Origin of the sequence: Streptomyces sp. NBC_01077 (assembly GCF_045162855.1) — a bacterium.
GTDB lineage: Bacteria > Actinomycetota > Actinomycetes > Streptomycetales > Streptomycetaceae > Streptomyces.
In genome coordinates, this window is record NZ_CP108669.1 from 2279053 (window position 1) to 2292028 (window position 12976).

Here is a 12976-nt window from a genome sequence, read left to right on the forward strand (position 1 = left end):
CGTCCATCCTGTCAGATACGGCGGGCCTTGATCAGTCCTGTCGGCGGCCCGACGGACCGCGTTCATCAGCCGGAGGCTCAGTGGCCACACGCCCACGGGGCGGTGGCCGTCACGGCGTCCGCGCGGGCCCGCAGCGAGGCGACGGCGGCGGCCGGGTCGGCGGCTCCGTAGACCGCGGAACCCGCCACGAAGACGTCGGCGCCGGCCTCGGCGCACCGCTCGATCGTGGACTCGGCGACCCCGCCGTCGACCTGGAGCCACAGCTCCAGACCGTGCTTGGAGATCAGCTCACGCGTCCGGCGGATCTTGGGCAGCATGATGTCGAGGAAGGCCTGACCGCCGAAGCCGGGCTCGACGGTCATGATCAGCAGCATGTCGAGCTCGGGGAGGAGATCCTCGTACGGCTCGATGGGCGTGGCCGGCTTGAGCGCCATCGAGGCACGCGCGCCCTTGGCCCGGATCTCCCGCGCGAGCCGGACGGGCGCGGCGGCCGCCTCGACGTGGAAGGTCACCGAACCGGCGCCCGCCTCGACGTACTGGGGCGCCCAGCGGTCGGGGTCCTCGATCATCAGGTGGCAGTCGAGAGGGGTTTCGGTCGCGCGGGCGAGAGACTCCACGATCGGCACACCCAGGGTCAGGTTGGGCACGAAGTGGTTGTCCATCACGTCGACGTGCAGCCAGTCGGCCCCGTCGACGGCCTTCGCCTCATCGGCGAGCCGGGCGAAGTCCGCGGACAGGATGCTGGGGTTGATCTGCGCCATGTGCCAAGCCTCCCACGTTCTTGGGCACTTCTTTGCCGCCGAGCGGTTTCGGATGCGGTCCAGACCATTTTCGGTGCGAAGCGACGAGTCCGGGACCGGCGCAGACCGGGAGATTACGGTCAGATGATCGAAGGGTCGGGCAGCAGCGCGGTCACGCGGTCCGGCGGATCAGCGCCAGATACATGGCGTCCGTACCGTGCAGATGCGGCCAGAGCTGGATGTCCGGTCCGTCGCCGATCGCCGGCACCCCCGGCAGCAGCGGGCGCGCGTCGATCAGCTCGGCGCCGCCGACCTTCTTCAGGACGTCGTCGACGACCACCCGGGTCTCGGCCAGGTGCGGCGAGCAGGTCGCGTACCCCACGACACCGCCGACGCGGACGGCGCTCAGCGCCTCCGTGAGCAGGGCGCGCTGGAGCGGGGCGAAGCCGTCCAGGTCCTCGGGGCGACGTCGCCAGCGGGCCTCGGGGCGACGGCGCAGCGCGCCGAGGCCCGAGCAGGGCACGTCCATGAGGACGCGGTCGAAGGAGCCGGGGCGCCACGGCGGGCGGGTGCCGTCGGCGGCGATCACCTGGTACGGGCCGGGGTTGCCGGCGAGGGCGCGCTCGACGAGACGCGCGCGGTGCGGCTGCTTCTCGGAGGCGAGCAGGGCGGCGCCGCGCTCGGAGGCGAGGGCCGCGAGGAGCGCGGCCTTGCCGCCGGGGCCCGCGCAGCCGTCGAGCCAGCGGGCGTCGGGGCCGTCGAGCGGGGCGTTGGCGAGGGCGATCGCGACAAGCTGGCTGCCCTCGTCCTGGACACCGGCCCGGCTCTCCTTCACGGCCTCGATGGCGCCGGGCTCGCCGCCCTCGGCCATCCGGACCGCGTACGGCGACCAGCGGCCCGGCAGGCTCTCGGTGGCCGCGGCCAGCTCCTCGGTGGTGGAGCGGCCGGGACGGGCGACGAGGGTGACCTCGGGACGCTCGTTGTCGGCCTCCAGGAGGTCCTCGATCCCGGCACGGCCGCCGCCGAGGGAGTCCCAGAGCGCCGAGACGACCCAGCGGGGGTGCGAGTGGACGACGGCGAGGTGGTCCTCGGGGTCCGCGTCGTACGGCGGGGCGACCTGCGCCACCCAGGCGTCGAGGTCCTGCTGCGAGATCTTCCGCAGCACGGCGTTCACGAACTTGGCCCGCCCGTCGCCGAGCACCACCCGCGCCAGCTCGACGCTGGCGGAGACGGCGGCGTGGGTGGGGATCCGGGTGCCGAGCAGCTGGTGCGCGCCGAGCGCGAGCACGTCGAGCACGGGCGGGTCGACCTCGCGCAGCGGCCGGTCGATGCACGCGGAGATGATCGCGTCGTACGTGCCCTGGCGGCGCAGCGTCCCGTAGACGAGCTCGGTCGCGAGCGCCGCGTCCCGCCCGTCGAAGTCCCCGCCCTCGCGGGCCTTCTTCAGCAGCGGCGGCAGCACCAGGTTCGCGTAGGCGTCCCGCTCGTCCACCGCCCTCAGCGCCTCGAAGGCGAGCATCCGGACGGGGTCCTTCTGGGGCCGCCGGTAGGGCTTGTGGGGACGGCGACGTGCCTGCTCGCTCAAAGGTGCTCCGCGTGACGAAATGACGAGGTCGAACCCCCCAAGCCTACGTCCGCCGCACCCCCACCCGCTCCCGGGCCCTTGAGGGCCGGTCCGTGTCCGGAAGGTCCCGCCTGGTCCGCAGGGCAGACGGCGCTACTTTCCGGACACCCCTAGGCTCCGAGGAGCTCGCCCGGCGCGATCCGCACGCCGCGGGCCCAGTCGGCGGCCTTCATCGGCTTCTTGCCCTGGGGCTGGACCCAGAGGAGTTCGACGGCGTACGAGCCGGTGCCCGCGTACACGTTGTTCTTGCCCGCCGCGAGCTGTCCCGGGGCCAGGTCGGTGCGGTCGGGCAGCGGGGCGACCTGGATCAGCTTGAGGCGCTCGCCACGGAAGAGCGTCCAGGCGCCGGGGGCCGGGGTGCAGCCGCGGACCACGCGGTCCACCCGGAGAGCGGGCGCGGCGAAGTCGACCTGAGCGTCCTCGACCTGGATCTTCGGGGCGAGGGTGAGGCCCTCGATCGGCTGCGGGACGGCCTTGAGCGTGCCGTCCTCGATGCCGTCCATGGTGGCGGCGAGCAGCCCGGCACCGGCGAACGCGAGCCGGGTGAGCAGGTCGCCGCTGGTGTCGGTCGGGCGGATGTCCTCGGTGACGACGCCGTAGACCGGGCCCGAGTCCAGCCCCTCCTCGATCAGGAAGGTGGACGCGCCGGTCACCTGGTCGCCCGCCATCAGCGAGTGCTGCACGGGCGCCGCGCCGCGCCAGGCCGGCAGCAGCGAGAAGTGCAGGTTGACCCAGCCCCGGGCGGGGATGTCGAGGGCGACCTTGGGCAGCAGCGCGCCGTACGCGACGACCGGGCAGCAGTCCGGGGCGATCTCCCGCAGCCGGGCGAGGAAGTCCTCGTCACGGGGCCGGGTCGGCTTCAGGACCTCGATCCCGGCCTCCTCGGCCCGCTGGGCCACCGGGCTGGCGACGAGCCGCCGGCCGCGCCCCGCCGGGGCGTCCGGCCGGGTGACGACGGCGGCCACCTCGTGCCGACCGGAGGCGAGCAGGGCGTCCAGGGCGGGTACGGCGACCTCGGGGGTGCCTGCGAAGACGAGCTTCATGGGTGGCGACTGCCTGTCTGTCCGGGGGCTTTACGGGCAACGCACCAGTCTAGGCGCCCCTAACGGAGGGGGCGTACGGAAGGACGAGCGCCCCGCGCATATGCGTGTACGCCCCCGCAGCGTGACCCAACTCCGGGTGGCGCGTTGGTCAAGAGAGATTGACCGAATCGGGTCGCCGTTCCCCCCTGCGGCCCTTCCCCTTACATGCCGGTTCGAGAGGCTTTCACATGGCCGACCACGCAACCCACGACGCCCAAGCTCGGGCGAGTCTGCACCTGTTGGTGCGGGACATCGAGCGGGTCCGGCGGCAGGTGGACGCACTGCGCACGCTCACGGCCCAGCTGGGCAATGTCTACCGCCCTCGCCGCTCCGGCCCGTCCACGGGCTTCGTCGTCTACGGGCGGGCCCCCGCCCCGACCGTTCGTCTCGCCCAGGAGCTGCGGGACAGCGTCGAGACCCTGGTGACAGCCGCGGTCGACTTCGACCGCTCACTCGGGTTCTCCTGGGACGCGGTGGGCTCCGCGCTCGGCGTCACCAAGCAGGCCGTCCACCGCCGTTACGGTGCCCGCCGGGCCCCCCAGCCGGGAGTCGGCATCGACCAGGACCCGATCGTGGAGCCGGGCGCGACCCGCACCCTTCCCTCGGTTCCCGCCGCCCGCTCGATGCCCCCGCAGCCCACGTCGGGCAGCGCCGCCCTCCGTGAGGAGCCGCGCACATCGGCCTTCCCCGGCCCGCGCAACGGCTGACCCGCGAGCACCCGACGGCCGTCCGTTCCCACGGGGAACGGACGGCCGTCCCATGTACCGGGGCGCCGCCGGGCACACGCGGCTGACCGGCGGGGCCGCACACCGGCCGGACTCGCGGCCGGCCCCCGGCTCGTACACGCGCACGCCCCGCTCCCCACAGGGCCACCCACCCGTCAGCCGATGTCCGGCGGGTCCACCCGGATCCGTACCGGGTCCCCGCCGCCCCGCGCGAGCCGGGCCGCGCGGGCCTGCTTGAGCGCCGTCGCCAGGGCCGCGCCGCTGCCCGGCGGGACCCGGACCAGGGCGCGGTCCCACTGCTCGCCCGGCGGCGGGTCGCCCGGCCTGCGTGGTCCGCCGGGGCGGACCACCGGCAGCGGCACCGGGCCGAGCACCTCGGCGTCGGCGGGCAGCCCGGCCGCCGCCAGGAAGCCTTCGACGGCCTCCGGCGGACCGGTCACCGCCGCCATCCGGGAGACCGGCGGGAAGCCCAGCTCGGCCCGCTCGGCCAGCTCGCGCTGGGCGTGCCCGACCGGGTCCCAGCGGACGAGCGCCTGGACCGGCCGGAGCGTCGGCTCGGCGACCACGACGACCGTGCCCCCCTCGGGCTGGCCCCGTACGAGCGAGGCCGCGTCGATCCAGCGGCGCAGGGCCTCCTCGCCCGCGCGCAGGTCGGGCCGGCCGAGCATGGCCCAGCCGTCGAGGAGCAACGCGGCCGCGTAGCCGCCCTCGGCGACCGGTTCGGCGCCTGGTGTGGAGACGACGAGCGCGGGGCGCCCGGGCACGGTGTCCAGGATGTGGTCCCGTCCCGAGGTCCTGACCGGCACCGCAGGAAACGCCCGGCCTAGCTCCTCCGCCGTCCGTCGCGCGCCGACGACCTGGGCCCGCAGCCGGGTCGAGCCGCACTCCACGCAGTGCCAGTCGGCGGCGCCGCGCCCGCACCAGCCGCAGTGCAGTTCCTGCTGCTCGGGGGCCTCCAGGGGCCCGGCGCAGTGGCGGCAGCGCGCGGGCGTCCGGCACCGCTCGCAGGCAAGCCTCGGTACGTACCCCCGGCGGGGCACCTGCACCAGGACGGGCCCGGTCTTGAGCCCTTCGCGTACGGTCTGCCAGGCCAGTGAGGGCAGCCGGGCGGCGCGCGCGGCCTCGTCACGGGCCAGTTCGCCGTCGCCCACGGTCCGGATCAGCGGGGCGGCCCTGCGGACCTGCTCGCGTCCGGCGATCAGCGCCTTGGCCCAGCCGGACTCGACGAGCTGCGCGGCCTCGACGGTGCAGCCGGTGCTGCCGAGGAGGAACGCGCACCGGTCGTGGGCGGCGCGGAGCAGCAGCACCTCGCGCGCGTGGGGCTGCGGGGCGTGCGGCTCGCTGTGGCTGCCGTCGCCGTCGTCCCAGATGACGACGAGTCCGAGGTCCCGGACGGGGGCGAACATCGCGGCCCGGGTGCCGACGACGGCCCGCACCGCGCCGCGCCGCACGGCGAGCCACTGCGCGTACCGCTTCTCGGGGCCCGCCTCGGCGGTGAGCACCGCGTGCCGTCCCTCCCCCAGGACTGCGGTCAGCGCCGCGTCGACGCGCCCCGCCGCACGGCCGTCGGGGACGACGACGAGCGCGCCCCGGCCGGAGGCCAGCGTGGCGCCCACGGCGCGGGCGATCTCCTCGGCCCAGTGCCGTCCCGGGAGCGCGTTCCACACGGCCCGGGGCGTCCCGCCGCGCGCGAGGGAGTCCAGGAACGCGGGCCCCCGCTCGTACCGCGTCCAGCTTCCCGGCTCCGGCGCGACGGGCGGCGGCAGCGGCTCCGGTGAGGTGCGCCCCTCGGCGCGGGCGCTGCGCGGCGGCACCGCGAGCTGGAGCACGTCCGCGAGGCTTCCCGCGTACCGGTCGGCGACGGCACGGGCGAGCCCCAGCAGCTCGGGCCCGAGGACCGGCTCCGGGGAGACGACGTCGGCGAGCGCGGCCAGCGGCCCCGAGTAGTCGGAGGTGGCCCGGCGCTCGACGAGGAAGCCGTCGATGAGCCGCCCGCCCTCCCGGCGCCCGTTCTTGACCTGGTGCGCCCCCGCACCGAACCGCACCCGCACCCGCACCCCGGGCTGGGCCGCCTCGTCCAGCTCCTCGGGGACCGCGTAGTCGAAGAACTGGTCGAGATGGAGCGACCCCTTGTTCACGACGACCCGCGCGACGGGCAGCTCTTTGGCCAGCGCGGCCCCCCGCCAGGTCCGCGGCTTGGCCCGCGGCACCTTCGCCTTCCGCACGGTCTCCCGAATGAGCGCGAGCTGCTCGGGCTCACCGGACTCGTCGGGCCTCTCGTTCTCGCTGCTCACAGCCCCATACCTACCAGACGCCACCGACAACCGGGCATGCCGAAGCCCGGCACCCCCACGGGGTACCGGGCTTCGGTCACGTACAGCCGGGGCCTTACAGGCCGGCGGCCTGCTTCAGGGCGTCCACGCGGTCCGTGCGCTCCCACGTGAAGTCCGGCAGCTCGCGGCCGAAGTGGCCGTAGGCGGCGGTCTGGGAGTAGATCGGGCGGAGCAGGTCGAGGTCGCGGATGATCGCGGCCGGGCGGAGGTCGAAGACCTCGGCGATGGCGTTCTCGATCTTCTCGTTGTCGACGGTGTTGGTGCCGAAGGTCTCGACGAAGAGGCCGACGGGCTCGGCCTTGCCGATCGCGTAGGCGACCTGGACCTCGCAGCGCGCGGCGAGGCCGGCGGCGACGACGTTCTTGGCGACCCAGCGCATGGCGTAGGCGGCCGAGCGGTCGACCTTGGACGGGTCCTTGCCGGAGAAGGCGCCGCCACCGTGGCGGGCCATGCCGCCGTAGGTGTCGATGATGATCTTCCGGCCGGTGAGTCCGGCGTCGCCCATCGGGCCGCCGATCTCGAAGCGGCCGGTCGGGTTCACCAGGAGCCGGTAGCCGTCGGTGTCGAGCTTGATGCCGTCCTCGACGAGCTGCTTGAGCACGTGCTCGACGACGAACTCGCGGATGTCGGGCGCGAGCAGCGACTCCAGGTCGATGTCGGACGCGTGCTGCGAGGAGACGACGACCGTGTCGAGGCGGACGGCCTTGTCGCCGTCGTACTCGATGGTGACCTGGGTCTTGCCGTCGGGGCGCAGGTACGGGATGGTGCCGTTCTTGCGGACCTCGGTCAGCCGGCGGGAGAGCCGGTGCGCGATGTAGATCGGCAGCGGCATCAGCTCGGGAGTCTCGTCCGACGCGTAGCCGAACATCAGGCCCTGGTCGCCGGCGCCCTGCTTGTCCAGCTCGTCCTCGTCGCCCTCGACCCGCTGCTCGTACGCGGTGTCCACGCCCTGGGCGATGTCCGGGGACTGGGATCCGATGGACACCGACACGCCACAGGAGGCGCCGTCGAAGCCCTTCTTCGAGGAGTCGTAACCGATCTCGAGGATCTTGTTCCGGACGAGGGTCGGAATGTCCGCCCACGCCTTGGTGGTCACCTCACCGGCGACGTGCACCAGGCCGGTGGTGATCAGCGTCTCGACTGCGACGCGCGAGGTGGGGTCCTCTCGCAGCAGTGCGTCGAGGATGGTGTCGCTGATCTGGTCAGCGATCTTGTCGGGGTGTCCCTCGGTGACGGACTCCGAGGTGAACAGACGACGGGACACAACGCTCCCTGGGGTTGCAGCGGCTGCTGGCTACTCGTTACGCGGACCGGCAGGGGGCTGCGCCCCGCGACGTTCCACGAACAGTCTATCGGTCGTGGTCGCGCAATGGACCAGGTGTCTCGCCTGGCGAATGCCCGTGGGCGAACGGAATCGGCCTCCGGCAAGGCGGAGGCGCCCGTCCCGGTGCGGCGTAAATCACCCGCCAGGCGGTGTTTCTCTTCCCTCGGAGCGTCGCGACACGCCGAAAATCAGTCGTCCCGCACCGGGCTCGCGCGGCCCGCCGCGGCGGGCCGGATGCGTCAGGTCGTGGCGCGCAGCCGGGGCAGGACCAGGTCCCAGACCGTCTCGGCGAGCGCCTCCTTCGGACCGTACGGTACGGGGGTCTCGGTGCCGTCCGAGGCGAGCACCACGGCCTCGTTCTCCTCGGAGCCGAAGGTCTTGCGCTCCCCCACCTCGTTGACGACGAGAAGGTCGCAGCCCTTGCGGCGGAGCTTCTCGCGGCCGTTGGCGAGGACGTCGTCGGTCTCGGCGGCGAAGCCGACCACCACCTGGCCCGGCAGGGCACGGTCCGCGGCGATCTCGGCGAGGATGTCGGGATTGCGGACGAGCTCGACGGTGGGCGCTCCGCCGTCGTCCTTCTTCTTGATCTTCCCGGCGGTGTAGACGGCCGGGCGGAAGTCGGCCACGGCGGCCGCCATGACCACCGCGTCGGCGTCGGCGACGGCCTTGAGCACGGCCTCGCGGAGCTGGACGGCGGTGCCGACGTGGACGACGTCGACGCCGGCCGGGTCGGGGATGCCGGTGTTGGCCTCGACGAGCGTGACCCGGGCGCCACGGGCGGCCGCGGCCCGGGCGAGCGCGTAGCCCTGCTTCCCGGAGGAGCGGTTGCCCAGGTAGCGGACGGGGTCGAGGGGCTCCCGGGTGCCGCCGGCGCTGACCACGACGTGCCGTCCGGCGAGGTCGGGGGCCGCGGTGCCGCGGGTGAGGATCCTGCGGCAGATCTCGAAGATCTCCGCCGGGTCGGGCAGCCGTCCCTTGCCGGTGTCGACGCCGGTGAGCCGGCCGACGGCCGGCTCGATGACGACGGCGCCGCGGCGGCGCAGGGTCGCCACGTTCTCCTGGGTCGCCGGGTGCTCCCACATCTCGGTGTGCATGGCGGGGGCGAAGACGACGGGACAGCGCGCGGTGAGCAGCGTGTTGGTGAGCAGGTCGTCCGCGAGGCCGTGGGCGGCCTTGGCGAGCATGTCGGCGGTGGCGGGGGCGACCACGACGAGGTCGGCGGCCTGGCCGATCCGGACGTGGGGCACCTCGTGGACGCTCTCCCACACCTCGGTCGAGACGGGGTGGCCGGAGAGCGCGGACCAGGTGGCCGCGCCGACGAAGTGGAGGGCGGAGTCGGTGGGGACGACCCGGACGTCGTGGCCCGACTCGGTGAGCCGTCGCAGCAGCTCGCACGCCTTGTAGGCGGCGATACCGCCGCTGACCCCCAGAACGACCTTCGGCTTCGTCACCACTGCCACTCCCCGCACTCGGATGCGTACGACTCCATGAGACACCACAGGCCCGGCGGATGTTCCGCCGGGCCTGTGGTGACGAACGTGACGTGCTTACGTAGCCGGGCCCTCGATGGCCTCGGACGTCAGCAGACCCGCGTTGATCTCGCGCAGGGCGATCGAGAGCGGCTTCTCGTGGACGTGGGTGTCGACCAGCGGACCCACGTACTCCAGCAGGCCCTCGCCGAGCTGGGAGTAGTACGCATTGATCTGACGCGCGCGCTTGGCCGCGTAGATCACGAGGCTGTACTTCGAGTCCGTGGCCTCGAGCAGCTCGTCGATCGGCGGGTTGATGATGCCCTCGGGCGCGGTGATGGAAGAGGACACGCTCTACCTTCCGAAGATGGAAAAAGGATCGGACAGCCGTTGGGTGTCCGGGGGAATCAGTGGATCATTCCCCAGAAGTCAACAGCATCAACGTTAGCAGCTCACGCGCAACGTCCTCGACGGAGGTGTTGACAAGGGTGGTGTCGAACTCCGACTCGGCGGCCAGTTCGATCTTCGCGGCCTCCAGACGGCGCGCGATGACCTCGGGCGACTCGGTGCCGCGGCCGGTGAGGCGGCGGACCAGCTCCTCCCAGCTCGGCGGGGCCAGGAAGACCAGCTGGGACTCGGGCATCGAGTCCTTCACCTGGCGGGCGCCCTGGAGGTCGATCTCCAGGAGCACGGGCTCGCCGGCGTCGAGGCGGTCGAGGACCGCGCGGCGCGGGGTGCCGTATCGGTTGCCCGCGAACTCGGCCCATTCGAGGAGCTCACCGTTGGCGATCAGCTTGTCGAACTCGTCGTCCGTCACGAAGAAGTAGTGGACGCCGTGCTTCTCGCCGGGGCGGGGCTTCCGTGTCGTCGCCGACACCGAGAGCCAGACCTCGGGGTGGACCTTGCGCATATGAGCGACGACCGTGCTCTTGCCGACCCCTGAAGGGCCGGAGAGCACGGTCAGCCGCGGACGTACCTCTGCTGCCATGCAGCGATTATTCCAGCTTTACCGGTGTGCCCGGGACGCGTGCCCCGGATCGGAAGCCGGACCGGTCACCGGATCAGGCGCCGGTGCTGCCGAACTCGCGCTCCAGGGAGGCGATCTGGTTGGAACCGAGACCGCGCACCCGGCGGCTCTCGGAGATGCCGAGCCGCTCCATGATCTGCTTGGCGCGGACCTTGCCCACGCCGGGCAGGGACTCGAGCAGCGCGGAGACCTTCATCTTGCCGATGACGTCGTTCTCCTGGCCGGTCTTGATGACCTCGTGGAGGGAGGCGCCGGAGTGCTTGAGTCGATTCTTGACCTCGGCCCGCTCCCGGCGAGCCGCGGCGGCCTTTTCGAGCGCGGCTGCGCGCTGTTCAGGGGTAAGGGGCGGAAGAGCCACGCCTACGTCACCTCGGATGTCGATCTGTCGGATACGGACCGGTGAGGAACCTGCTCGCCCCACACCAGTGGAGCAACGTTCAACGGAGTGGCCGTTGAACGCCTGCTCTGCCCCGGAGACTAGCGGCCGAGGCCGCTCCAGTCAGCGAGAACAGCGGAAAAGTCCTGGTCAGCATCGACCGACCGGGACTTTTCCGGCAAAACGACCCAGTTTTGAGCCAAGTTTTCGTCAAGGAGTGAGACGGCCCGGTGAGACGAGTCGTCTCACCGGGCCGAAACAGTCCCGAAATCCGGCTCGATCCGCTCCGACCTGCGGAGAAACCCGGAGCAGCCGTGGAGGCCGTTACCCGCCGACGGCCGCGCGGATCTCGTCCGCGTACCGGTGAGCCGAGTCCCGCAGGGCGGCCGCGTCCGGTCCGTGCCGCAGGACCCCGCGGCTGACGTTCGGGACGACGTTGCCGACCGCGGCGCCGAAGACGGCCGGGAGGTCGGCCGGGGTCGCACCCTGGGCGCCGATGCCGGGCGCGAGGAGCGGACCGTTGATGTCCAGGTCGAACGAGGACAGGTCGCCGAGGGTGGCACCGACGACCGCGCCGAAGGAGCCCATCGGGGTCTCCCCCGCGTTCTCCGCGGCGAGGTGGCCCAGCATGGTCGCGGCGATCGTGCGCCCGTCCTCGCGGACGGCCCGCTGGACCTCCGCGCCCTCCGGGTTGGACGTCAGGGCCAGGACGAAGAGACCGGCGCCGGACTCGCGGGCCAGGTCGACGGCCGGCTTCAGGGAGCCGTAGCCGAGGTACGGAGAGACCGTGAGCGCGTCGGAGAAGAGCGGGGAGTCCTTGCGCAGGAAGGTCTCCGCGTACGCGGCCATGGTCGAGCCGATGTCGCCGCGCTTGGCGTCCATGACGACGAGGCCGCCCGCGGCCCGCAGATCGGCGACGGCGCGCTCCAGGACGGCGACACCGCGCGAGCCGAAGCGCTCGAAGAAGGCCGACTGCGGCTTGAAGACGGCCACGGTGTCCGCGAGCGCCTCGACGACGGTGAAGGTGAACCGCTCCAGACCGGCGATGTCGTCGGTCAGGCCCCAGGAGTCGAGCAGGGTGGCGTGCGGGTCGATGCCGACGCAGAGCGGGCCGCGCTCGTCCATGGCGGAGCGCAGACGGGTACCGAAGGAGAGGATCACTTGGCGGCCTTTCGGGAGTCGGCGCCGACGGCCTCGGCGAGGGTGGCGTGCGGGGAGGCCGCGAGGCGCGCGGCGAGGCCCTTGTGGATCGCGCGGGCGTAGAACGGGCCCTCGTAGATGAAGGCGCTGTAGCCCTGGATCAGGGTGGCGCCGGCGAGGATCCGCTGCCAGGCGTCCTCGGCGTTCTCGATGCCGCCGACGCCCACGAGGACCAGACGGTCGCCCACGCGCGCGTGGAGGCGCCTGAGGACCGCGAGGGAGCGCTCCTTGACGGGCGCGCCGGACAGGCCGCCGGTCTCCTTGATCAGCGCGGGGTCGGACTTCAGGCCGAGGCCCTCGCGCGCGATGGTGGTGTTGGTGGCGATGATGCCGTCGAGGCCGAGCTCCAGGGCGAGGTCGGCCACCGCGTCGACGTCCTCGTCGGCCAGGTCGGGGGCGATCTTGACCAGGAGCGGGACCCGGCGGTCGGTGACCGTGCGGTCGGCGGCATCCCGTACGGCCGTGAGGAGCGGGCGCAGGGACTCGGTGGCCTGGAGGTTGCGCAGGCCGGGGGTGTTCGGCGAGGAGACGTTCACGACCAGGTAGTCGGCGTGCGCCGCGAGGCGCTCGGTGGACTTCACGTAGTCGGCGGCGGCGTCGGCCTCGGGGACGACCTTGGTCTTGCCGATGTTGACGCCCACGACGGTCCTGAAGACCGGTACGCGCGCGTGGAGGCGGGCGGCGACGGCGGCGGAGCCCTCGTTGTTGAAGCCCATGCGGTTGATCAGGGCGCGGTCCGGGATCAGCCGGAAGAGGCGCTTCTTGGGGTTGCCGGGCTGGGCCTCGCCGGTGACGGTGCCGATCTCGACGTGGTCGAAGCCGAGCATCGACATCCCGTCGATCGCGACGGCGTTCTTGTCGAAGCCGGCGGCGAGCCCGAAGGGTCCGTGCATCCGCAGGCCGAGGGCCTCGGTGCGCAGCTCCTTGTGGCGGGGCGCGAGGACGGCGGCGACGAAGGTCCGCAGGACGGGGACGCGGGCCGCGAGGCGGATCCAGCGGAAGGCGAGGTAGTGGGCCTTCTCGGGGTCCATGCGCTTGAAGACGAGGTTGAAGAAGAACTTGTACATGCGGGGAGT

Annotated in this window: 12 protein-coding genes; 1 reads left to right on the forward strand and 11 read right to left on the reverse strand. The window is 72.8% G+C overall.

What is annotated here, in order from left to right:
- Positions 1-77 precede the first annotated feature (77 nt).
- The 3 genes from rpe to fmt form a co-directional block, all read right to left on the reverse strand.
- Complete coding sequence (gene rpe, locus OG462_RS10065) at positions 78-761, reverse strand: ribulose-phosphate 3-epimerase (RefSeq protein WP_406056539.1); 684 nt, start codon at positions 759-761, stop codon at positions 78-80.
- Positions 762-912: 151 nt separating this feature from the next.
- Positions 913-2325, reverse strand: a complete 1413-nt coding sequence (locus OG462_RS10070) for an RsmB/NOP family class I SAM-dependent RNA methyltransferase (protein ID WP_406056541.1) — start codon at positions 2323-2325, stop codon at positions 913-915.
- A 149-nt stretch (positions 2326-2474) separates the two neighbouring features.
- Positions 2475-3407 carry a methionyl-tRNA formyltransferase gene (gene fmt / locus OG462_RS10075; RefSeq protein WP_406056543.1) on the reverse strand — a complete coding sequence of 311 codons (933 nt, stop codon included), beginning with the start codon at positions 3405-3407 and terminating at the stop codon, positions 2475-2477.
- A 227-nt stretch (positions 3408-3634) separates the two neighbouring features.
- Between fmt and OG462_RS10080 the strand changes: the two genes are divergently transcribed.
- Positions 3635-4153: a hypothetical protein gene (locus OG462_RS10080; protein ID WP_406056545.1), complete on the forward strand. Its 519-nt coding sequence runs from the start codon at positions 3635-3637 to the stop codon at positions 4151-4153.
- 173 nt (positions 4154-4326) lie between these two features.
- Here the strand turns inward: OG462_RS10080 and OG462_RS10085 are convergent, their stop codons facing one another.
- The 8 genes from OG462_RS10085 to OG462_RS10120 all read right to left on the reverse strand — a co-directional run bounded on the left by OG462_RS10085 (position 4327) and on the right by OG462_RS10120 (position 12967).
- Positions 4327-6465 (reverse strand): primosomal protein N', encoded by a 2139-nt coding sequence (locus tag OG462_RS10085; RefSeq protein WP_406056547.1) that lies wholly within the window; start codon positions 6463-6465, stop codon positions 4327-4329.
- A gap of 94 nt (positions 6466-6559) precedes the next feature.
- Entirely contained in the window at positions 6560-7768 is a 1209-nt protein-coding gene (gene metK, locus OG462_RS10090) for a methionine adenosyltransferase (protein WP_406056549.1), read from the reverse strand.
- Positions 7769-8067: 299 nt separating this feature from the next.
- Complete coding sequence (coaBC, locus tag OG462_RS10095) at positions 8068-9279, reverse strand: bifunctional phosphopantothenoylcysteine decarboxylase/phosphopantothenate--cysteine ligase CoaBC (RefSeq protein ID WP_406056551.1); 1212 nt, start codon at positions 9277-9279, stop codon at positions 8068-8070.
- Positions 9280-9375: 96 nt separating this feature from the next.
- Complete coding sequence (gene rpoZ / locus OG462_RS10100) at positions 9376-9648, reverse strand: DNA-directed RNA polymerase subunit omega (RefSeq protein WP_030316319.1); 273 nt, start codon at positions 9646-9648, stop codon at positions 9376-9378.
- 64 nt (positions 9649-9712) lie between these two features.
- Positions 9713-10285 (reverse strand): guanylate kinase, encoded by a 573-nt coding sequence (gene gmk / locus OG462_RS10105; RefSeq protein ID WP_406056553.1) that lies wholly within the window; start codon positions 10283-10285, stop codon positions 9713-9715.
- Between the two features lie 73 nt (positions 10286-10358).
- A complete protein-coding gene (locus OG462_RS10110) occupies positions 10359-10682 on the reverse strand; it encodes an integration host factor (protein ID WP_030204477.1) in 324 nt (107 codons plus the stop codon).
- Positions 10683-11024: 342 nt separating this feature from the next.
- Complete coding sequence (pyrF, locus tag OG462_RS10115; RefSeq protein WP_406056555.1) at positions 11025-11861, reverse strand: orotidine-5'-phosphate decarboxylase; 837 nt, start codon at positions 11859-11861, stop codon at positions 11025-11027.
- On the reverse strand, positions 11858-12967 hold the full coding sequence (locus tag OG462_RS10120; protein ID WP_406056557.1) for a quinone-dependent dihydroorotate dehydrogenase: 1110 nt from the start codon (positions 12965-12967) through the stop codon (positions 11858-11860). The genes pyrF and OG462_RS10120 overlap by 4 nt, the downstream gene beginning before the upstream one ends.
- Between the last annotated feature and the right edge of the window lie 9 nt (positions 12968-12976).